20 protein-coding genes are annotated in these 20,846 nt (G+C 71.2%); 12 read left to right on the top strand and 8 right to left on the bottom strand.

Annotation, left to right across the window (positions count from 1 at the left end; translation table 11 throughout):
* The first annotated feature begins 109 nt into the window (after nt 1-109).
* From ABT254_RS07460 to ABT254_RS07450, 3 genes are all read left to right on the top strand, one after another.
* Complete coding sequence (locus ABT254_RS07460) at nt 110-1,177, top strand: isopenicillin N synthase family dioxygenase (protein WP_351464921.1); 1,068 nt, start codon at nt 110-112, stop codon at nt 1,175-1,177.
* Between the two features lie 119 nt (nt 1,178-1,296).
* Nucleotides 1,297-1,716 (top strand): cytidine/deoxycytidylate deaminase family protein, encoded by a 420-nt coding sequence (locus tag ABT254_RS07455; protein ID WP_351464920.1) that lies wholly within the window; start codon nt 1,297-1,299, stop codon nt 1,714-1,716.
* Nucleotides 1,713-2,360, top strand: coding sequence for a class I SAM-dependent methyltransferase (locus tag ABT254_RS07450; protein WP_351464917.1), 648 nt, complete (start codon nt 1,713-1,715; stop codon nt 2,358-2,360). Before ABT254_RS07455 ends, ABT254_RS07450 begins: the two co-directional genes overlap by 4 nt.
* Nucleotides 2,361-2,363: 3 nt before the next feature.
* Here the strand turns inward: ABT254_RS07450 and ABT254_RS07445 are convergent, their stop codons facing one another.
* Nucleotides 2,364-2,825 (bottom strand): universal stress protein, encoded by a 462-nt coding sequence (locus ABT254_RS07445; protein WP_351464914.1) that lies wholly within the window; start codon nt 2,823-2,825, stop codon nt 2,364-2,366.
* Nucleotides 2,826-2,915: 90 nt separating this feature from the next.
* Here ABT254_RS07445 and lysX point away from each other — a divergent pair, with 90 nt between their 5' ends.
* A complete protein-coding gene (gene lysX / locus ABT254_RS07440) occupies nt 2,916-6,194 on the top strand; it encodes a bifunctional lysylphosphatidylglycerol synthetase/lysine--tRNA ligase LysX (protein ID WP_351464911.1) in 3,279 nt (1,092 codons plus the stop codon).
* A gap of 4 nt (nt 6,195-6,198) precedes the next feature.
* Here the strand turns inward: lysX and ABT254_RS07435 are convergent, their stop codons facing one another.
* Nucleotides 6,199-6,981, bottom strand: a complete 783-nt coding sequence (locus tag ABT254_RS07435) for a hypothetical protein (RefSeq protein WP_351464908.1) — start codon at nt 6,979-6,981, stop codon at nt 6,199-6,201.
* 288 nt (nt 6,982-7,269) lie between these two features.
* Between ABT254_RS07435 and ABT254_RS07430 the strand changes: the two genes are divergently transcribed.
* Nucleotides 7,270-8,118, top strand: coding sequence for a polysaccharide deacetylase family protein (locus tag ABT254_RS07430; RefSeq protein ID WP_351464905.1), 849 nt, complete (start codon nt 7,270-7,272; stop codon nt 8,116-8,118).
* 30 nt (nt 8,119-8,148) lie between these two features.
* Here ABT254_RS07430 and ABT254_RS07425 read toward each other — a convergent pair whose 3' ends face one another.
* The gene (locus ABT254_RS07425) at nt 8,149-8,823 is read right to left on the bottom strand and encodes a class F sortase (RefSeq protein WP_351464902.1); all 675 of its coding nucleotides are present in this window, start codon (nt 8,821-8,823) and stop codon (nt 8,149-8,151) included.
* 331 nt (nt 8,824-9,154) lie between these two features.
* On the opposite strand from ABT254_RS07425, the gene ABT254_RS07420 reads away from it, so the two are divergent.
* The gene (locus tag ABT254_RS07420) at nt 9,155-9,649 is read left to right on the top strand and encodes an LPXTG cell wall anchor domain-containing protein (RefSeq protein WP_351464899.1); all 495 of its coding nucleotides are present in this window, start codon (nt 9,155-9,157) and stop codon (nt 9,647-9,649) included.
* Nucleotides 9,650-9,782: 133 nt separating this feature from the next.
* Here the strand turns inward: ABT254_RS07420 and ABT254_RS07415 are convergent, their stop codons facing one another.
* From ABT254_RS07415 to ABT254_RS07405, 3 genes are all read right to left on the bottom strand, one after another.
* A complete protein-coding gene (locus ABT254_RS07415) occupies nt 9,783-10,337 on the bottom strand; it encodes a hypothetical protein (protein ID WP_351464896.1) in 555 nt (184 codons plus the stop codon).
* A 203-nt stretch (nt 10,338-10,540) separates the two neighbouring features.
* A complete protein-coding gene (locus tag ABT254_RS07410; protein WP_351464893.1) occupies nt 10,541-11,305 on the bottom strand; it encodes a bestrophin-like domain in 765 nt (254 codons plus the stop codon).
* A 16-nt stretch (nt 11,306-11,321) separates the two neighbouring features.
* Nucleotides 11,322-11,459, bottom strand: a complete 138-nt coding sequence (locus tag ABT254_RS07405) for a hypothetical protein (protein ID WP_351464890.1) — start codon at nt 11,457-11,459, stop codon at nt 11,322-11,324.
* Nucleotides 11,460-11,472: 13 nt separating this feature from the next.
* Between ABT254_RS07405 and ABT254_RS07400 the strand changes: the two genes are divergently transcribed.
* The 4 genes from ABT254_RS07400 (at nt 11,473) to ABT254_RS07385 (ending at nt 16,437) form a co-directional block, all read left to right on the top strand.
* Entirely contained in the window at nt 11,473-11,886 is a 414-nt protein-coding gene (locus tag ABT254_RS07400) for a hypothetical protein (protein WP_351464887.1), read from the top strand.
* Between the two features lie 405 nt (nt 11,887-12,291).
* Nucleotides 12,292-13,254, top strand: a complete 963-nt coding sequence (locus ABT254_RS07395) for an SCO0930 family lipoprotein (protein ID WP_351464884.1) — start codon at nt 12,292-12,294, stop codon at nt 13,252-13,254.
* 238 nt (nt 13,255-13,492) lie between these two features.
* The gene (locus ABT254_RS07390; protein ID WP_351464881.1) at nt 13,493-14,305 is read left to right on the top strand and encodes an SAM-dependent methyltransferase; all 813 of its coding nucleotides are present in this window, start codon (nt 13,493-13,495) and stop codon (nt 14,303-14,305) included.
* A complete protein-coding gene (locus tag ABT254_RS07385) occupies nt 14,302-16,437 on the top strand; it encodes a putative bifunctional diguanylate cyclase/phosphodiesterase (protein WP_351464878.1) in 2,136 nt (711 codons plus the stop codon). Before ABT254_RS07390 ends, ABT254_RS07385 begins: the two co-directional genes overlap by 4 nt.
* 346 nt (nt 16,438-16,783) lie before the next feature.
* Here the strand turns inward: ABT254_RS07385 and ABT254_RS07380 are convergent, their stop codons facing one another.
* Nucleotides 16,784-18,016 carry an outer membrane protein assembly factor BamB family protein gene (locus ABT254_RS07380; protein ID WP_351464876.1) on the bottom strand — a complete coding sequence of 411 codons (1,233 nt, stop codon included), beginning with the start codon at nt 18,014-18,016 and terminating at the stop codon, nt 16,784-16,786.
* Between the two features lie 182 nt (nt 18,017-18,198).
* Here ABT254_RS07380 and ABT254_RS07375 point away from each other — a divergent pair, with 182 nt between their 5' ends.
* Nucleotides 18,199-18,591: a nuclear transport factor 2 family protein gene (locus tag ABT254_RS07375; protein WP_351464874.1), complete on the top strand. Its 393-nt coding sequence runs from the start codon at nt 18,199-18,201 to the stop codon at nt 18,589-18,591.
* Between the two features lie 426 nt (nt 18,592-19,017).
* Here ABT254_RS07375 and ABT254_RS07370 read toward each other — a convergent pair whose 3' ends face one another.
* Nucleotides 19,018-19,668, bottom strand: coding sequence for a TetR/AcrR family transcriptional regulator (locus tag ABT254_RS07370; protein ID WP_351464871.1), 651 nt, complete (start codon nt 19,666-19,668; stop codon nt 19,018-19,020).
* Nucleotides 19,669-19,734: 66 nt separating this feature from the next.
* Between ABT254_RS07370 and ABT254_RS07365 the strand changes: the two genes are divergently transcribed.
* The gene (locus ABT254_RS07365) at nt 19,735-20,397 is read left to right on the top strand and encodes an O-methyltransferase (RefSeq protein WP_351464868.1); all 663 of its coding nucleotides are present in this window, start codon (nt 19,735-19,737) and stop codon (nt 20,395-20,397) included.
* The last annotated feature ends 449 nt before the right edge of the window (nt 20,398-20,846 follow it).

Raw genomic sequence — 20,846 nt, 5'->3', positions numbered from 1 at the left:
CGCCGCGCAGATACCTGCCCGTACCACCTGAACTGAACGGCTGTTCAGGAAGGAGGTCGCCGCAGTAGTTTGGCGCGCAACCACTCGCCTCGCTCGCGGAGTATCTCGAATGAGCAGCGACAAACAGCCCCTGACGCATCTTCAGACCTTCCGGCCCCCGCCCGTCGTCGACGGCACGGACGCCGACCGGACTCTCGGCCGGGCGATGATCGCGGCCTGGCAGACGGACGGCATCTTCCAGATCCACGCCACCCCGGCCCAACAGGCCGCCACCGAACGGGCCTTGGCCGCCTCCCGCACCTTCTGCGCCCGCCCGCTGCGGGAGAAGACCGCGCACGTCTCCGACCTCACCTACAGCGGCTATGTCGCCTCCGGGGAGGAGGAGACCGCGGGGGAGCGGGACGGCTCGGAGATCTTCACCGTCTGCCCCGACATCCCCGCCGACGACCCCCGCGTCATCGAACAGTGGCCCTGCCACGGTCCCGTCCCCTGGCCGTCCCCCGACTACGCCCGGGCGATGAAGGAGTACATGGCCGCGGTCGGCGAGATCGGCCACCGGCTGCTGCAGTTGACCGCGCTGGGCCTCGGAATGGCCGACCCCGACACCTTCACCCGCCTCACCGCGGACGGCTGGCACCACATGCGGGTCCTGCGCTTCCCGCCCGCCGACGCCACCTCCGAACGCGGCATCGGCGCCCACACCGACTACGGCCTCCTCGTCATCGCCGCCCAGGACGACGTCGGCGGCCTCTACATCCGCCCGCCCGTCCCCGGCGAGCGGCGAGGCCGCAACTGGCTGCCCGAGGAGTCCATGGCCGGACGCTACGAGCACGAGGAACCCTGGACCTACGTCACCCCGGTCCCGGGCGTCTTCACCGTCTTCCCCGGCGACATCATGCAGTTCATGACCGGCGGCGCCCTGCTGTCGACCCCGCACAAGGTGCGCCTGGCCGCCCGCGAGCGCTACACCCTCGCCTATTTCCACGAACCGAACTTCAACGCGGTGGCCCGGCCACCGGCCGAGGCGGGCCCCGGCGAGTACATCCACTACGGCAGCCACTTCACCTCGATGTTCCGCAGGTGCTACGCCGACCGCGTCACGACCCGCAGGATGGACGCGGAGGGCCGCCTGAAGGTCCTCGACCGCCTCCGCGAGGAAGCGCTGCACACCGGCTGAACGGTCACGGAGCAGCCGCACAACTCGGATCCGTCACGGTCCGCGGCGGCAGCCACACCGGCGCCCCAGGTCCAAGGCCCCGTCGACGACCGGCCGTTCCACCCGGCTACCGTGCCGGCATGCCGATGCGAACCCAGGACCTCGATCACGAACTGATCCAGGCCGCAGCCGACGTCGCTCGCACCCGCTGCCGGGGCGACAACCACACCATGGCCGCGGCCGCCCGTGCCCGGGACGGGCGGATCGTCACCGCGGTGAACGCCTACCACTTCACCGGAGGTCCCTGCGCGGAGCTGGTCGTCATCGGTACGGCGGCCACGCAGGGAGTCTACGAGCTGGGCACGATCGTCGCGGTGGGCGATCGCGACCGAGGGGTCGTGCCTCCGTGCGGCCGGTGCAGGCAGGTGCTGCTCGACTACTTCCCCGCGCTGAGGGTCATCGTGGGCCAGGGCGACCACCTCCGCGCCGTCCCCGTCACCGAGCCTCTGCCGGAGAGCTACGTCTGGGCCGACCACCAGCTCGACACCGACCCCGCATGAACGGACCCGGCGGAAAGGCCGCCTACTGGAACGGCCCCGGCGCCACCAAGACGTTCACGCACCCCGTGCACCACCCCTGGCTGGCAGGGGTCGGCCAGGACGCCCGCATCCTCGACCACGGCTGCGGGTACGGCCGGGTGACGGCCGAGTTGCAGGACCGCGGGTTCCGCCGGGTGTCCGGGGTGGACCCCTCGCCCCGTCTGATCGAGCGGGGCCGCAGCGCGAGGCCCGACCTGTGCCTGGAGGTCCTGCACACCCCGTCCGTCCTGCCGCACGCCTCGGCAAGTCTCGACGTCGTCCTGCTGTTCGCGGTGCTCACCTGCGTTCCCGACGACGCCGCCCAGCGGGCCCTGATCGCCGAGCTGGTCCGCGTCCTGGCACCGGGCGGGCTGCTGTACGTCAGCGACCTGCTCCTGCAGGACGACGAACGCAACCGGGACCGCTACACCGCCCACGCCCGCGGGTTCGGCACACCGTACGGGGTGTTCACCACCGAGGACGGCGCCGTCTGCCGGCACCACGACCTCGCCGGCCTGCGTGCCCTCCTGGCCGGTCTCGACCCGGTGGCCGAGCGCCGGATCGACGTCCTCACGATGAACGGCCACCGCACGCAGGGGATACAGCTGCTCACCCGCAAGCCGTGAGCCTCACGGCACCACCGTCACCGGCCACCGCCCCGCCTTCACCAGCCGTACGGCCACCGAACCGACGATCCGGTGCCCGGCCTGCTCGGAGGCGCCCACCACCACCGCGTCCGCCTTCAGCTCGTCCGCGGCCTTGACCAGGCCGCTGTAGGGGTCGCCGCGGAAGGTGTGGAACTCCCAGCGGACCTCGTATATCCCCTTGAGCCGCTCGGTGGCGTCCCGGATCTGGGTCATCAGGTCCTCGGCGATCTCGTCCGTCGTCTCGGCGACCGGCGCGCCCATGGCCGCGCCCGCGGCCATCACCGGCTGCACATAGACCACGGCGAGCAGCGCGTGCTGGCGCCTCGCCAGGCCACCGGCATATGCCGCGGCGCGCATCGAGGAGTCCGAGCCGTCCACCCCGACCACGATGACCTTGGGCCCGTCCGTGCCCCGCTCGAACTGGTGCGAGTGCTGTTCCGTCACGGCTGTGAGGCTATCGGAAACCGCAGGTCCCGCCGCCGGGCGGGGCCTCTCGACGGGCGAGGCGGCCGAGCCCTTCCTACAGTCGGAACCATGAGTGCCACAGCGGAGGCCTCCCCGCCCCGGGACCCCCCGGGTCCGATACGGCCGCCCGGAAGCGGTCCGATGAGCATGGTGCCCGAGGTCTTCGCGGCCTTCTTCGGCGCCCTCGGCCTGCTGTGCGGCCTGCTGGCCCTCATCCCCCCGCTGCGCGTCCTGCTGCGCCCGGTGGTCCGCTTCCTCGATGTGATCATCGTCCCGGTCAGCGCCAATCTCGCCTACGCCGTCTTCCTCTTCCTGCTCGCCGCCGCGACCGCCGCCCGCAAGAAGATCGCCTGGTGGCTGGTGGTCGTCTATCTCGGCCTGCTGGTCCTGGACGACATCCTCGGCGTGGCGCTGGGCCTGTATGTCGAGTCCGTCCCGTCCCTCGTCGTCTGCGGCCTCGCTCTGACCCTGCTGATCGTCGCCCGCAAGGAGTTCTACGCCGCCTCCCGCCGCGCCGCCGTCCGCCGGGCCCTGGTGGTGCTGCTGGCCGGGATCGCCGTCGGCATCCTCGTCGGCTGGGGCCTGGTGGCCCTCTTCCCCGGCACCCTGCCCGAGAGCCAGCACCTGCTGTGGGCCGCCAACCGGGTCTGCGGCGGTCTGGTCTCCGGCCGTTCCTTCGACGGCCGCCCGCCCCGCGCCCTGTTCTTCCTGCTCGGCCTGTTCGGCGCGCTCGCCCTGCTCAACGCCGCCGCCACCCTGTTCCGTTCGCAACGCCTGGAAGGCGCCCTGCACGGCGATGAGGAGCCCCGTATCCGCGCCCTGCTGAAGGCCTACGGCGAGCAGGACTCCCTCGGCTACTTCGCCACCCGACGCGACAAGGCCGTGGTCTTCTCGCCCAGCGGCAAGGCCGCCGTCACCTACCGTGTCGAGGCCGGCGTCTGCCTCGCCAGCGGCGACCCCGTCGGCGACCGGGAGGCCTGGCCGCACGCCATCGCCGCCTGGCTGGACGTCGCCCGCCGGCACGGCTGGGCGCCCGCCGCGATGGGCGCCTCCGAGGACGGCGCCAGGGCCTTCGCCCGCGCCGGCCTCGGCGCGCTCCAACTCGGCGACGAGGCGATCCTGCACGTGCCCGACTTCGACCTCGACGGCCGCGACATGCGGGTCACCCGGCAGGCCGTGCACCGCGTGCGCCGCACCGGCGCCCACTGCCGCATCCGCCGCCACGCCACCCTCACCGACGAGGAGATGGAGGAGGTGATCGACAAGGCCGACGCCTGGCGCGACACCGAGACCGAACGCGGCTTCTCCATGGCCCTGGACCGCCTCGGCGACCCGGCCGACGGCGACTGCCTCCTCGTGGAAGCCCTCAGCGAGGACGGCCGCCTCCTCGCCCTGCTCTCCTTCGTGCCCTGGGGCCGCGACGGTGTCTCCCTCGACCTGATGCGCCGTGACCGCAGCGCCCCCAACGGCGTCATGGAGTTCATGGTCGCCGAACTGTGCGAGGCGGCACCGAAGCTGGGAATCCGCAGAATCTCACTGAACTTCGCGGTCTTCCGCTCCGCCTTCGAGGAGGGCGCCCGCATCGGCGCCGGACCGGTGCTGCGCCTGTGGCGCCGCCTGCTGCTGTTCTTCTCCCGGTGGTGGCAGCTGGAGGCGCTGTACCGCTCCAACGCCAAGTACCAGCCGGAGTGGTATCCGCGCTTCATCTGCTACGGCGACGCGGGCTCCCTTGCCCGTATCGGGCTTGCCTCCGGCATAGCCGAAGGTTTCGTTTCGGTACCGTCCTTGCGCAAACTCTGGGGAAAGGGGCACCCGAAGGGCGCGTCCAGGCCCGCGACCACCGAGGGCCTGCCGTCGCTGTCGGCGCTCGGCCTCGACGGAGGGGGCGAGGCCGGGCCCGGCGATCCCCATGCCGGCCTGCCCGAACAGGTCCGCATCCGGCACCGCACCCTCGACCGGCTGCGCGCCGACGGCACAGACCCCTACCCGGTCGCCGTCCCGCGGCGCACCCACGCCCTCGCCGACGTCCGCGAGGGCGAACAGGTCACCGTCGCCGGCCGCATCATGCTGGTGCGCGACTTCGGCGGCATCGTCTTCGTCACCCTGCGCGACTGGTCCGGCGACAACCAACTCGCGCTCACCCGCGAGGACTCCGGCCCCGCCCTCGACCGCTTCACCGCGGACACCGACATCGGCGACCACATCACCGCCACCGGCCGGGCCGGCGTGAGCGACAAGGGCGAACCGACCGTATTCGTCACCTCCTGGCAGCTGATCGGCAAGTGCCTGCGCCCGCTGCCCGACAAACGCCGCGGCCTTTCCGACCCCGAGGCCAAGGTCCGGATGCGCTACCTCGACCTGGTCTCCAGCCCCGACGCCCGCCGCGTCGTCCGCGCCCGCTCCACCGCCGTACAGGCCCTGCGCCAGGGCCTGTTGGAGCGCGGCTACCTCGAGGTCGAGACCCCGATGCTGCAACAGATCCACGGTGGCGCCAACGCCCGTCCCTTCACCACCCACATCAACGCCTACGACCTCGACCTCTACCTGCGCATCGCGCCCGAGCTGTACCTGAAGCGGCTGTGTGTCGGCGGCCTGGAGAAGGTCTTCGAGATGGGCCGCACCTTCCGCAACGAGGGCGTCTCCTACAAGCACAACCCCGAGTTCACGATGCTGGAGGCCTACCAGGCCTTCGCCGACTACGACGTGATGCTCGACCTCACCCGCGAACTGATCCAGGGCGCGGCCACCGCCGCCTTCGGCGCGCCGATCGCCCGCAAGGACGGCCAGGAGTACGACATCTCGGGCGCATGGCCGGTCAAGACGGTGTACGGCGCGATCGGCGAGGCTTTGGGGGAGGAGGTCGACGCGGACACGGAGCTGCCGGTGCTGCACCGGCTGTGCGACCGCGCCGGCGTGCCGTACACGCCGGACGACGGCCGCGGCGACGTCGTACTCGAAATGTACGAGCGCCTGGTGGAGGAGAAGACCCGGCTGCCCACCTTCTACAAGGACTTCCCGACCGACGTCTCCCCGCTCACCCGCCAGCACCGCGCCGACCCGCGGCTGGCCGAGCGCTGGGACCTTGTCGCCTTCGGCACCGAACTGGGCACCGCCTACTCCGAGTTGACCGACCCGGTCGAACAGCGTCGCCGTCTCACCGCCCAGTCCCTGCTGGCCGCCGGCGGAGACCCCGAGGCGATGGAACTGGACGAGGACTTCCTCGACGCCCTCGAATACGCGATGCCGCCCACCGGCGGGCTGGGCATCGGCGTCGACCGTCTGGTCATGTTCCTCACCGGCCTGACGATCCGTGAGACGCTGCCGTTCCCGCTGGTGCGCCGCCGCTGAGGGCTCAGGGCCGCGGCGGGAGCAGCAGCCGCAGGTCGTCTCCCCAGGAGTCGAGGACCGCGCCGTGCCCGGCGGCCCGAGCGGCCCGTGCGAGGTCGCCGAACAGGGCGCGCTGGCTGTGCGGATCGCCGTCGGCCAGGATGCGGCGCAGCAGCGGCAGGAGCCGCGCGGCGCTCCACCGGTCGTCGCCGAGCGGCTGCTGCTCGAGCTCCCACTGCAGGTACTTGTTGTACGGCCGTACCCGCCGGTGCAGGGCGAAGAGCACCTCCAGCGCATGGGGCAGGCTCTCGGCGGCATCCAGGTGCCCCATCGCGTCGCGGCCGTCGCGGAAGCTCTTCAGGGAGCGGTAGGTCTGGTTGACGTATGCGTCGAGGTAGCCGGCCGCGGCGGTGCACGCCTCGTCGGGGTCCAGGGTCCGCTTGCGGTCGAGGACGGCGGCGATCTCGCCGTCGAGCCGGTCGAGGAGCACCCGCGCGTGGACGTACGAGTACCGGGTGAACGCCGCCGGGTCTCCGGGCAGTCCACGCCGGCGGAACTCGGGGAGCGTGATGACCACCAGGTCCAGATGGGCCGAGCGGAACCGGTCGAGCTCGCTGAGCGGCGAGGCGTCGCTCTCGCGCAGCACGACGTGCAGGTCGTGGTCGGAATGGAGGGTCGGCATCCCTTCGTGCACCTGGGAGCCGCTGAGGACGAGACCGACGACTCCGGGGTCGGCGGCGGCCCGGGCGACGAAGGCCGCCAAGGTGGCCTCCGGGGTGTCGCCGGGGGCGGGAGGAAGAGCAGGCATGTCGGTGATCTCTCCGAGCGGAAACGTGGACGGCCGACCGCCGACGGCCGCGGACACGAAGACGGACCGGTTCGCTTCTGCGGCATCCGGGACGCCGCGCGGGAGATCACTGCACGGACCCGACCGTAGCCGCCATGCCCGTACGACGAAAGCGAATTCGGCCGCGCGGGCTTGGCTTACCGCACCCGTCCAGGACACGCACGGCGGCTTGGGCCGGGCGTGTGTTTTCCTGCCGCCGCTGCGGTGTCGTGGGGGACCGTCACTCCCGGTTCGGGCGACTGATGAGTCATGAAGAAGGATCAGTTGCTCACGAGGCGCCGGGTGTTGATCGCGGGTGCCGCCGCTCTGGGCGCGGCCGGCGCCGCCGGGGTGCTCGCTCCGGGCGGGGGCGACGAGACGGCTCGGCCCCTCGCTCCCGCGCCCGGCCCCGATCCCGCCCCCCGGGAGAGCTATGCGCTCGAGCCGTCCGACTACCGCCTCCAGCCGCTGACCGGATACCAGCAGGTGCGCCCGGCACCGCGCAGGACCCGGGTGCGGCATCAGCCGTTCCTGCGCGTGTACGGACGCGGTCGCACCATGGTGCTGACCTTCGACGACGGGCCCGACCCCCGCTACACCCCGGACATCCTGGACACCCTGGCCGAGTATGACGTCCGCGCCATGTTCTTCGTCTGCGGGGAGATGGCCGTCGACAACCAGGACCTGCTGGCCCGTATGGCCGACGACGGTCACATCGTCGGCAACCACACCTGGACCCACCCCCTGCTGACCCGTCTGAGCCGGTCCGAGATCCGCTCCGAGATGGAACGCACCAGCGACGTCATCGAGAACGCCTGCGGCGAGCGGCCCCTGTGGTTCCGCGCGCCCTACGGCGCCTGGAACCGCGCGACCTTCCAACTCGGCGCCCAAATGGGCATGGAACCCCTGGCCTGGACGGTCGACACCCTCGACTGGACCACCCCCGGCACCGGCACGATCGTCGACCGGGTCGAGGACGGCGCAGCCCCCGGCGTCGTGGTGCTCTCGCACGACGCCGGGGGCGACCGCTCCCAGAGCGTCCGGGCCCTGCGCCACTATCTGCCGGACCTGCTGGATTCCGGCTACCACATCACCGTGCCGAGACGGCGGCACGCATAGCCGGATTCCGCCCGCCCGGCCGGGGGACGCTCAGTGGACCTCGACCAGGCGGGCGAAGACGACGACGTTCCCCTCGTAACCGTGCTTCTCGGAGAAACCGCCGCCGCAGGTGATGACCCGCAATTCCGCGGCGCCCTTGGAGGCGTAGACGCGGTCGCCGGGGAAGTTGTTCTTCTCGAAGACCTCGATGCCGTAGATCTCGAACACGGCCGTCTTTCCGTCCTTGCGGGCGATCTCGACGCGATTCCCCTTCTTCAGCGCCCCCAGGTTGTAGAACACCGCGGGGCCCTGTTTGTTGTCGACGTGGCCGACCACCACCGCGGTGCCCTTCTCGCCGGGGGTGACGGCGCCGGTGAACCAGCCGGCCAGGTTCGGGTCCTCGGGGGGCGGTGCGCCCACCCAGCCGTCCGCGGCCAGGCCGACCGGCAACACCGGTGCGTCGACGCGGATCGTGGGGATCCTGACCCGGTCGGGCGGGGAGGCCGGCAGCGGCTGGACCGCGCCGGCGGCGGTGACGGCGGCGGGGGCGTGGCTGTCCGCCGCCGCCGCGGTGGCGGGCTGCGGGGGGCCCACGTCGAACTCTCCCGAGCCGTTGCGGATGAGCGCGATGCCGGTCAGCAGCACCAGCGCTATGACGCCCCAGGGGGCGCGCTTCTTCCGTCGCTCCTCCTCTTCGGCCAGTTCGGCCAGTTCGGACGCAGACATTCGTTTCCCCTCTCGACGAGGCAGTCGCCGCGTCAATCGCGCATGACGCAAAGCTAAATGGCCTGTGCGAAACCGGCGACGGGGCGGATGCGAACGGGTGGCGCGCCCGAGGGTGGTGCGCCATCCGAGTTGCCGCGGACAGGAATTTTCTGACGGTCCGTGACCTGCGGATATATCTGATTATCTGCTTATTGCTCGGCGTGTCCTCTCACCAGGACGGACCATCGCCGAAATGCGGGCGCGTGCACCGCATCTGACTGTCTTTCTGGGAGGCGCTTTCTCGCCGACATTGCCGGGGACGGGACCCGGGGCGCCTTCCGCGGAGGATCACATGAGTAGTCATCGTGCCCTGGCGGTCTCTGCCGCCGCGGTCGCCGTTCTCGGCCTCGCCGCACCGGCGGCCGTCGCGCGGGACGGCATGAACTTCAACCCCAGCAACATCGTCGCGCTGCCCAGTGTCATCGCCCGCGGTGGGCAGTTGACCATCACCGTCGACGGCTGCCCGGGCGGAGCCACCGCAACCTCGGACGCGTTCCCGAGCACGCAGCTGATGACGGTGGCCGGCAGCAACACGGCGAGGGGCACCGCGACGGTGAACAGGGACGCGAGAAACGGTACGCACCCCATCACCGTCACCTGTGGCGGCAAGTCCCTGACCAACCCTGCCGCCTTCACCGTCATCGGCGGTGTCCAGGGCGGCTTCGGCGGCGGCAGCTCCACCGGGGCGACCCAGACCGACGTGGCCATCGGCGGCGGGCTCGTGGCCGCGGCGGTCATCGCCGGCGGGGCGTTCTGGCTGCGCCGGAGGTCCGAGAAGCGGATCTGAGCCTTCCCTCTTCGGAGAGCAGACCGCAGATCGGCCTCGTACAGCGGACCGCAGGTCAAGTCCGCGGAGGAGACCGCACATTGAAGGGCCCTCGCCCCGATTCCCCGAAGGGAGCCGGGGCGATGGCCCGTTGTCAGGCACCTTCCTCACCGCCGCGGCGGCGTGAGAGGTGGTACGCCGCGCCGACCGAGCCCGTGATGAGGGCGAGACCCATGCCGATCTCCCTGAGGTCGAACCCGGCGATGCTGCCGCCCACACCCGCGTGCACACCCCGGTGAGGGCGGTCCGGTACCGGAACGGGGTCGACCGGCACCGGTCTCGGGTGGTGCGGGCGGCCGCCCACGATGGTCAGGCCCGTGGATCCGCTCGCGCCGTCGCAGGAGAACGTCACCTGATACACCGCACCCGGCTTCGCGTCCCGGTCCACCACCGCCGTCGCCCAGGACTGCCCCACCGGAATGACGACCGTGTCGAACACCACCGACGTGACCCTCGCAGGCCCCTTGCAGTCGCCGTCCCGGTTCACATGCAGCCTGACCTCGCTGCCCGCCGCGACGGTCGACGGCAGCACGCTGAAGCCGAACGGCGTGATGTGGTGGCCGTCGTCCCGTGCGACGGCGGCGGGTGCGGAGAGGGCGAGGGCGCCTATGCCCAGCAGAGCGGCCGAAGCAATGCGTATCGCGCGCATGGTGGTTCCTCCGGTCCCCGAGGAGCAACTGCGGACCCGTTCCGCTGTGGGGCTGAATGCACCTCGATAACCGAAACGCTAGGAACGGGTGTCCGATCGCGCGATCGCTGTAGGGCGAATGGGGCAAACACATGGGCCACCCAGGGGACGGCAGCGGCGTGGCGCGCTGCCCCCGGGTGGCCCGTGAGGTGCGGAACTGCCGCTCAGGCCCGGATGTGCGGGAAGAGATTCAGGAAGGGGGTCGCCGACGCCGTGATGCCCCGTGTGTAGGGCGCGTCGAAGTCCCAGATGAGGAAGAGCAGGAACGCGATCAGGGCGGAGAACAGCCCTGCCAGGACCAGTTCGCGCATGGTGCGCCGGATCTGCAGCGCGAAGACCATGCCGATGGTGATCACGGCCCCGGCGAGCAGCCCGAACCACACCACGCCCGGCATGGTCGCCCCCATGGAGTCGGCCCGGGCGCTGCGGGCCTGGTCCGCGGCGGTGACCTGGTCAAGGAGCGGCTGGTAGGCCTGGGCCTCGAAGTCGGACTTCGGCTGGTAGTCGGTGACGTCCTGGCGGATACGGTCGAAGAGTTCGTCGCCGCGCGGGGTGAGATGCCCGTCGTCGTTCATCACCTTCCACTCGGTGTGTACGACGTGTCCGACATAGGCGTTGACATCGTCCCGAATACGGTCACGGACATCGGTCGGATAGACCCGCACCCGCTCCGAGATCTCGTGCAGCGCGACCGCCTCGGACTGCACATGGTCCTGGGCGGCGCTGCGCCCCTCCCACACCCCGGCGATGGCCAGGCCCAGGACGATGGCGTACACCACGCCGATCCACATCGTCATGTACTCGATGACGTCCGGGGTCTCGCTGGGATCCTCGTCCTCGGGCGCGGCCCGGTGCCGTACGAAGGTGACGATGGTCACCACGGCGCAGGCGGCCAGCATCGCGAGGGTGAGAACAAGCCATTCCGACAAGAGATTCCTCCAGGAATCAGCGCGGCCGCAGCGCGGCGACGGCGACCACGGCGGGAACCGTGATGAGCAGGACAAAGGTGAGGGGTGAAGGGCCGCCGCGCGGCGACCGCTTGGGCGCCGGCGCCCGGTAGCGCGGATAGGCGACCGGGGTCACGAACGGCCGGGGGGTGGGCCTGGCCGAAGGCTTCGGCCCGGGGGCCGGGGGCGGCGCCGCCGGGGGAGTGACGCTCGGGCGCGGTACCGCGGGCTTCGGAGCGGGCGGGGGAGGCGACGGCGGTTCCGGCTTCGGCGTCGGCTTCGGCGTGGGCGTGGGCGTGGGCGTGGGTGTGGGCGCCGGGGGCGGAGGCTTCGGTTCGGGCGGCGCGGGCCTGGGTGTCGGCGTGGGCGTGGGCGTGGGCGTGGGCGTGGGCACGGGACAGATCGGCGGAGTCGGCCAGGCGAGGTCGCCGGCGACCGCCACGGCCTGGGTGCCGTCCGGCCCGACCGAGGCATACGCACAGGCGTCGGCAGTCGCGACCCCGGCCGGCGCCCCCACCAGGATCCAGGTCAAAGCAACAAGACAGCTCAGACGCGCCCCATAGGGGCGCGGGGAACTGCGCGACAAGCCACGACGAGGCCGCGGACACAAGACGACCGATCGCCCCCCATGCCGCGAAGCGCCATGCGCCAACGCCTGTACAGCGAAGGCAGTTTGAGTAGGTTCGGGTCCATACACGCCGAAGATCATGAGCCCTCGCGCGCCGGGGCGCGCCGTATCGCGCAGGTATTGGCTCGAACGGGGGAAGCGCCCCGCACGGCGGTTTGATCACTGCGCACCCCGGCACCCAAGAAGGCGCACGCACGTGCGAACTACCGCACCGGTGTCACAGGTTCCGAAAAGAAATTTGTGAGGCGGTTGAACACAACCGAGGGTCCCATTCGTACCCATGCTCGTGCGGCGACGCAGCAGGGCGCTGCAACACCTTTGCGATAATGGGGAGTTGACGATGAAGACCTCCTGGCGGAGCGCCTCACTCGTGGCAAGCGCTGCGGCTGTACTGGCGCTGACGACGGCGTGCGGTCAGGAAAGCGGTACCTCGTCGGTGGGCAGCCAGAACGTGGGCGCCACCGCTCCGGCGGGCGGTTACGGCAGCGTCGGGGCGGCCGGTGCCGGTGCGAGCGCCAGCCCCAGCAATGGCTACGGCGCCGACGGCCAGAACTCCGGGGCCCAGTCCTCGGCCGCGGGCAAGCTGGCCGTCACCCAGAACGCCGAGCTCGGCAAGGTGCTGACGGACGGCAACGGGATGACCCTGTACCGCTTCGACGAGGACACCGCCGAGCCGCCCAAGTCCAACTGCGACGGCGACTGTGCCAAGGCCTGGCCGCCGGTTGCCGCGAACGACGCCGCCGCCGGCGCCGGCATCGACAAGGCGCTGCTCGGCGAGGTCACCCGGGCCGACGGCACCAAGCAGCTGACCATCGGCGGCTGGCCGGCGTACCGCTATGCCAAGGACACCAAGGCCGGGGACGTCGCCGGTCAGGGCGTGGGCGGCAAGTGGTTCGCGCTGGCCCCCGACGGCAAGAAGGCCACCCTGGCGAGCCTGCCCGGCCTGTCCGTGCGCAAGGACCCCAAGCTGGGCGACATCGTCGTCGACAAGAACGGCATGACGGTCTACCGCTTCCTGAAGGACGTGGCCTGGCCGAAGCCGATCTCCAACTGCACCGGTTCCTGCCTGGAGAAGTGGCCGGCGGTCGGGATCGTCTCCAAGGACGACACCAAGGGCATCGAGAAGAAGGGCCTGATGGGCTTCACCCGGCCCGACGGCGTCAAGCAGATGACCGTCGACTGCTGGCCCGCCTACACGTTCTCCGGCGACACCAAGCCCGGGGACATCAACGGCCAGGGCGTGGGCGGCACCTGGTACGCCATGTCGCCCGACGGAAAGCCGGTCGGCGCGCCGAAGAAGTAGCCATCACCTCCCCAGGGTTGATTGCACCGGACAGCGCGCTCGGCCCCGTCCGCCCCCTCCGCACCGCACGGAGGGGGCGGACCCTTTGGCGTTTTGTCGGTTTTCTTCGGGCGAATGCGGCAAGTGCCGCAGGCAGTGACCGGGAACGGACGGTCAATTTCCGTTTGGGCTCGCCCCGTTGGCAGGCGATCAGTAGCCTCAGCTCGAACACCGGATCGCCTACGCCTTGGAGAGATAGATGGAGCGTCCCGCCTGGGCCCCTCGGAGCATCGATATCTCGGTGCCCAGTGTCTCGCGGATCTACGACTACTACCTGGGCGGTTCCCACAACTTCGAGGTCGACCGGGAGGCGGCCCGCAAGGCGATGGAGTTCATGCCGGGACTCCCGAAGATCATGCAGGCGAACCGGGCGTTCATGCGGCGCGCGGTGCGCTTCGCGGTCGGCGAGGGCATCGACCAGTTCCTGGACATCGGATCCGGCATCCCCACCTTCGGCAATGTGCACGAGGTGGCCCAGGCGGCGAACCCCGGCGCGCGCGTGGTGTACGTCGACCACGACCCGGTGGCCGTCGCGCACAGCCAGGCGGTCCTCGCGGACAACGAGGGCACGGGAGTCGTCGCGGCCGACCTCCTCAAGCCCCAGGAGATCCTCGCGAGCACCGAAGTGGAGCGCCTGATCGACCTGAACCGGCCAGTGGCGCTGCTTCTCGTTGCCATACTGCACTTCGTGGAAGACGCGGACGACCCTTACGAGGCGGTGGCCCAGTTGCGCGACGCGCTCGCGCCGGGCAGCCTGCTCGTCCTCACGCACGCCTCGTACGAGGGCATCCCGCTGCCGGCCGAGCGGGCCGAGGGCGCGGTGGACGTGTACAAGGACATCCGCAACCCGCTGATCATGCGCTCGCGCGACGAGATCGCGCGGTTCTTCGAGGGGTACGACATGGTGGAACCGGGACTGGTGGCGCCGCCGCTGTGGCGGCCGCAGGAGGCGCCGGAGGACGAGGATCCGTATGCCTTCTCCGGGTTCGCCGGCGTGGGGCGTACGGCGTGACCGCGGAGCCGGACGGGCAGCCGGACAGACTGCGCAGGTTCGCGACGATCTGGAGCCGGGCGGTGTTCCCGGTGACCTCGACGTCGCTGACCAGGCCGGAGTTCGAGGAGCAACTGCTGCCGCTGGCCCGTCGCTTGAGCCGTGCGCTGCACACCCGCACCCTCGACGCGGAGGCGGGCAGGGCGGTCGGTGCCGCCCTCGTCGCCGCGCACTGCACCGATCCGGACGCGCTGGCCCGCACCCTGGACTGCGTCGACGCCTACCTGGTGCTCTACTGCGGCGAGGACGGTGACCAGGAGGAACTGCGCGCGCGTTCCTCGCGGTTGCAGCACGCCATGGCCGCCGGGTTCGCCGAGGCGCTGCGCGAGCGGACGCTGGCCGAGCAGGAGGCGATCTCCGCGGCCGCCCTCCAGGCGCAGGGCGCCGTCGCGCAGGCCCTGCACGCCACCGAGGCCCGCTTCCGCGCGGTCTTCGAGGGCGCGGCCATAGGAATCGGCATCGCCGACCTGGAGGGCAGGATCCTCCAGGTCAACGGCGCCCTGACGCGCATGTTCGGCATCACGGACGCGATGGCCTACGGACGCAGGGTCCAGGAGTGGACCCACCCCGAGGACGCGCCGCAGACCTGGAAGCTCTACGACGAGCTCGTTCGCGGCGAGCGCGAGCACTACCACGTCGAAAAGGCCTTCTACCGCCCTGACGGCACGGTCCTGTGGACCAATCTGACGGTCTCCCTGCTGCGCGACGCGGACGGCAACCCGCAGTACCAGCTCGCCCTCATGGAGGACACCACCGAGCGGCGTCTGCTCAACCTCCGGCTGCGCTACGAGGCCACGCACGACGCGCTCACCGGCCTGCCCAACCGCACCTTCTTCTTCGAACGCCTGGAGAAGGCGCTGGGTGCCGGCCAGGGCCAGCGCTACGGCCTGTGCTACCTCGACCTGGACGGCTTCAAGACCGTCAACGACAGCCTCGGCCACGCGGCCGGAGACCGGCTGCTCGTCGAGGTCGCCGACCGGCTGCAAGGGTGTGCGACCGCACCCGGCGAAATGGTCGCCCGGCTCGGCGGCGACGAGTTCGTGGCGCTGACCACCGGCACCGACACCGAGCGCGAGGTCGACGAGCTCGCCGCCCGCATCATGAACGCCCTCGTCGCCCCGATCAGCATCGACGGCCGGGAGCTGACCGTGCGCGGCAGCATCGGCATCGTCGAGGGCCCCGCGGGCGAGCGCAGCCCGGCGGAGGTGCTGCGCAGCGCCGACATCACCATGTACCGGGCCAAGTCGGCGGGCGGAAACCGCTTCGAGCTCGCCGACGAGGAGGCCGACGCCCGCGCCATCACCCGGCACGGCCTGACCACCGCGCTGCCGGCGGCCCTGGACCGGGGCGAGTTCTTCATCGAGTACCAGCCGCTGGTCCACCTCGGCGACGGCAGCGTGCGCGGCGCCGAGGCCCTGGTGCGCTGGCTGCACCCGCAGCACGGCATCCTCGGCCCGGACCGTTTCATCCCGCTCGCCGAACACACCGGCCTGATCGTGCCGCTCGGCCGCTGGGTCCTGGAACAGTCCGTCCGCCAGGCCCGCGAATGGCGAGAACGTTACGAGGACGCGGGCCCCCTCCGCATCAACGTCAACCTCTCGCCCTGCCAGCTCAGCCACCCCGGCCTGGTCCAGGACACCGTCGACATCCTGGAACGCACGGGCGTCGACCCGGACGCGCTGTGCCTGGAGGTCACCGAGTCGGCGCTGATCGGCGCGGACGACGACCTCCTCAAGCCGCTGCGCCGACTCGCCGAGATGGGTGTCGACATCGCCCTCGACGACTTCGGCACGGGCTACTCGAACCTGGCGAACCTGCGCCGCCTCCCGGTCAGCATCCTCAAGCTGGACCGCTCCTTCACCCAGAGCATGCAGCAGTTCCCCGCGGACCCCGTCGACCTCAAGATCGTCGAAGGGATCGTGTCCCTCGCCCACAGCCTCGACCTCGCGGTCACGGTGGAGGGCGTGGAAACCGGCGCCCAGGCCGAGCAGTTGCGGATACTGGGCTGCGACACGGCCCAGGGCTGGTACTACGCCCGCCCGGGCCCACCGGACCGGCTGCACGAGCTGGCGCTGGTGGACGCGACGGGCTGACGCCGATGCAGCACGACGGGCCGACGCCGACCTGCCCGTCGAGCCGCTCGCAAACGCCTGTGTGAACTGCGGCCTTGCCTGGGACGGCGCCTTGCGCCGCGCTGCGCTGCGCCGGGTCGCGCCGCGGGGAAGGTGCGCCTGGGTACTGGACGGGCCCGGGCCTCAGGCCCGCTTCGGTCAGCGTCTCCAGGCTGGTGGGAGGATCACGAGGCGGGCCCCGTTGCCAGCCTCGACCCTGCCCAGTTCGGCGTGGCCCAAGGCGGTGTAGTTTCGCATCCGCCGACAGGGCGGGCTTGTCACACGGAAGACTTCAGGCAACCGGGGAATTCATCGGCCCGCCCGGGTCCTAGGGCAGCGGCAGCGAGCGCAGGGAACCGTGGGTACGGGCCATGACGACGACGTGGCCCGTGGCCCCGCCCGGCGCGAAGAGCAAGGGATATTCGCCGGCTCTGGTCTGCGAGTACACCGCGGACATGCGGGGTGCGGTGGCTCCGGTCCCCTGCGGACCGGCGTGCAGGTCGATGGTGATCACACGGTTCCGCGTGGTGGGGTCGTTGCTGGGGGTGAAGGTCACGAACCGGCCGCCGGCCACGGTGGCGTCCGCCTCGGTGGCGTACGTGCTCCACAGTTTGCGGTCGTTCTCGAGGTCGTACGCGTTCCAGTTGCCCGCGCTCGTGTCCTCGGCGCCGGCCTCGTACAGCACCAGGACCCCGTCGTCGGAGATCACCCCGCGTACGGGCTTGTCGGCCGTGTTCCTCGGGGTCGGCAGCGGCCTCAGCGTCGCCGGATCCAGGCGCCGCATGGGTGCGAACGTGTCCCCGGCGGAGAGCGGACTGCCGGTGCAGACCAGGTAGTGGCCGCCGGTGACGAGGTGCGGGCACTCGACGCCCGCGGGGCTGGTCGCCACGGTGACGCCGGTGCGGGCGTCGCGGGCGGTGACCCGGGTGCCGTCGGCCGTGTAGACGCGGCCCTGGAAGGCGGCCAGGTGTTCGCCCGTCATCCAGGCGACGGTCCGGTGCCAGAGGGGCGTGCCGTCGGATGCGCGAACGGCGTCGAGAACGGGGGCGTGGGTGAAGGGATCCGATGCTTCGAGTGCGTAGACGATTCCCTCCGCAGCGCCGAGAGCGATGTAGGTTCGGCCGGTGGGGAGTTGATGGGTCCACGCCTGCGCACCCGTCCGTAGGTTCGCCGCGCGGAGCACACCCGCGACCCCCGTCACGGCCCGTTCGTCGGCCGCGTCGACGACCAGCCCGGCGCTCTTGCCGTGGTCGCCCGCGGGCACCGTCCAGGTGATACGGCCGTCGGCCCGCGAACGCCCCACGAGTCCGCCGGAGTTGGTCGCGCACACCACCTGGTGCGCCGTCGCACCGCAACTGCCGTGGGCCTCCTGGCTGGAGAGGGCCGCCGCCCAGGCGCGCCACGGTCCCGAGACGGACTTCGAGGTCGTCTCCACCGTCGGTCCCACGCCGCCGGACGGCGACGAGACCGTCGGACTCTTCGGTCCGCCGGACGCGGTATTCCCCGCGCACCCCACCAGCACCAGCAGAGCCACGCCGACCGCAACGATCCGCCGCTTCATCCCGCCCACCCCCGTGTGAGAGAACCCCATGCTACGACCGCTCAGCGCACCAGCAGCATCCGCTGCAACTCCCGTGCCGCCCGCACGGTGCCCCGGTGGGGCGCGCTCAACCTGACCGCCGACGGTGAGATGCCGTGTAATCCGGTTGCGGACGCGCCGGGTTCGGGCGCGAGGATGCATGGATGAACGATGAAACCGAAGCGGTGAACCAGGCGATCGCCGGCGAACTGCGCCTGATGGACCCCGCCGTCCGCTCCTCCGCCGAAGGCGCCCGCCTGATCGATCCCGAGTTCGTGGAGGTCGGCGCCTCGGGCCGGCGCTACACCTACGAGGAGACGATCGCCGGGCTGCCCGACAAGCCGGGCAGTTCCGCGGACGGCCCGCGCTACGAGCCGTCGGACATCACCGGAGTCCTGCTCGCCCCCGGCCTGGTGCACCTCACCTTCGAAACCGTCTTCGACGGCCGACGGGCCCGCCGCAGCTCCCTGTGGCGCAAGCGGGACGAGGAGACGGGCTGGCGCATGTACTACCACCAGGGCACGCCGGTACCTGCAGACGCTCCGCGGGGAGAGTGACAGCTCCTGAAGGAAGGGCGTATGGAGCCGATTGCGGTGACCTCTGACCTCTGCGGTTGCCGTCCGAGAACGAGATCGTGCGGTGGCCTCTCGGTCCCCGCAGGGGCACAGCCAAGGAGGTTCAGTCCCGGCAGCCGCAGCCCGGTGCGGACGTGGCCTCGGCGACGGTCAGAGCGGGGTCGGCAGCGGTTTCACCGGAGGTGCGGCAGGCGTTGACGCCGCAGCAGGCGTCGGCCGTCTCGGGCCTCCCCGGCCGAGGGGCCCGAGACGGCCCCCTCGGCCGGGGGCCGGCGTCCGCCGGCTTGGTGGCGCGGATGATCGCGGAGTGCATGCCGTCGGCGACCGGCTCCGCCCAAGCGCCGGTCGGTTGTGGCGGCGATCACCAGAGCCGCGGTCTCCGGCACCCGCGCATCGGGCCACGCACGCTCAAGACTCGGTCCCCGTCGGCAGCCCGTGCCGCCGGAGGAATGCGTCGACGAGTCTGTCGGTGAACCCGTGGCCGATGGGCTCGTCGGTCACCAGCGCGCGGTAGTACACAGGGCCCACGAGCTGGTCCGTCTCGGCCGCCACATCGAGCTCGGCAGGGAGCTGCCCCCTCTCCACGGCCCGTTCCAGTGGCAGGCGGTCGCGGTGGTTTTGCGCGTCGAGGCATCTGGAGCGGAAGTCCTGGGCGAACGCCGGGTCGTGCTGTGCCTGGGCGATCAGGGCTTTGAAGACGGCGCCGGGGTCGGACTCGCTGAGGAACCACGCCAGTCGGCGCAGGTAGTCACGCAGATCGGGGGCGATGTCGCCGGAATCGGGCGGGGTCAGGTCCTCTGTCGCGTCCTGGAGGAAGGCGTCCATCAGGACGCCGGTCTTGGTGTTCCACCAGCGGTAGATGGTCTGTTTGGCCACCCCGGCTCGCGCGGCGATGCCCTCCATCGTGACGCCGGCGAAGCCCTTCTCGACGAGCAGGTCGTCGGCCGCCTCCAGTACCGCCATCCGGGCCTGTTCGCTGCGTCCGTGCCGGTTGCCGTGGTGACGTCGTCCTGACCCGCCGGTGCTGCTTGCCTCGGCGGCGTGTGTCGCAGATGCCATCTCGCCTCCCCTGGTTGAGGATATTCCCTCTAGAAAGGACGCAACGTTGCGTCTACTCTAGCGCCCATGACACTCACCCACACACTCGCCGACCCTCGAGTCCGGGCGGCCCTCAGCCGCATGTTCGAGCGAGCCGCTCAGGACGACATCACTGCGGCCCGCGTCGGCGCGGGGCTGCCCGGCGGGTTCGCCCCGCTGTCGCCCCAGGAGCACGCTGACGCCGCGGCGGACATCTACATGCCGATATCCGCCGCGGGCGGAGAGCTGCTCTACAACCTGACAAGGGCCGTCCGGCCGACCACGGTCGTCGAGTTCGGCATGTCGTTCGGGATCTCCACGCTGTACCTGGCGGCGGCCGTACGGGACAACGGCGCCGGACGGGTCGTCACCACGGAGCTCAGCAAGGACAAGATCGCGGCAGCCTGCCGCACCTTCGCCGAGACCGGTCTGGGCGACCTGATCACGGTGCTGGAGGGGGACGCGCGTGAGACCCTCCGCAGCCTCGACGGCCCTGTGGACTTCGTCCTTCTGGACGGCTGGAAGGACCTGTGCCTGCCCGTACTGCGGCTGCTCGAGCCGCGCTTGCGGCCGGGCACGCTCGTCGTCGCCGACGACATCGGCCTGAGCAGCCTTCGGCCGTATCTCGACTACGTACGCGACTCGGCGAACGGCTATCAGAGCGTGACCTTCCCCGTCGAGGACGGCATGGAGATCAGCTGCCGCCTCTGAGCGGACGCGGCGAGGCGCCCCCGGGCCGGACCGACGGGCCGCCGTCCGCGCCCGCGCTGACAGCGGCACGCCGCGTCCGGTCCGCCGCTCACATCGGTGGCCGCCGGCCGGTAACTGGGGATCCATGGCCGGGCTGGAGATCGCCCTGCCCTCCTCCGTGCCCCGCGCGGCCAATCTGCGGATCATGGGCAACGGCCAGGGATCCGTCACCGCCGCCGGGATCCCACAGAGCCCGGCCGGCGCGTCGTACTCACCACATCCGCCTGACCGGCGCGGACGGTCCGGCGCTCGATGCTTCTCGGCTCCATCGCGCCCTGCTGAGCCGCCGCCCGGCTGACGAGTGCTCCGTCGCCAAGCCGCTCCCCGGGAACGGCCGAGGGAGTTCACCAACCCTGCCGAAGACCGCGGCTTCTTGCTCGACGGCCTGCCGCCGGACCTTGAAGACTCCG

This window comes from Streptomyces sp. NPDC001137 (genome assembly GCF_040298885.1).
Lineage (GTDB): Bacteria > Actinomycetota > Actinomycetes > Streptomycetales > Streptomycetaceae > Streptomyces.
This window is presented reverse-complemented; position numbering and strand designations above follow the sequence as displayed.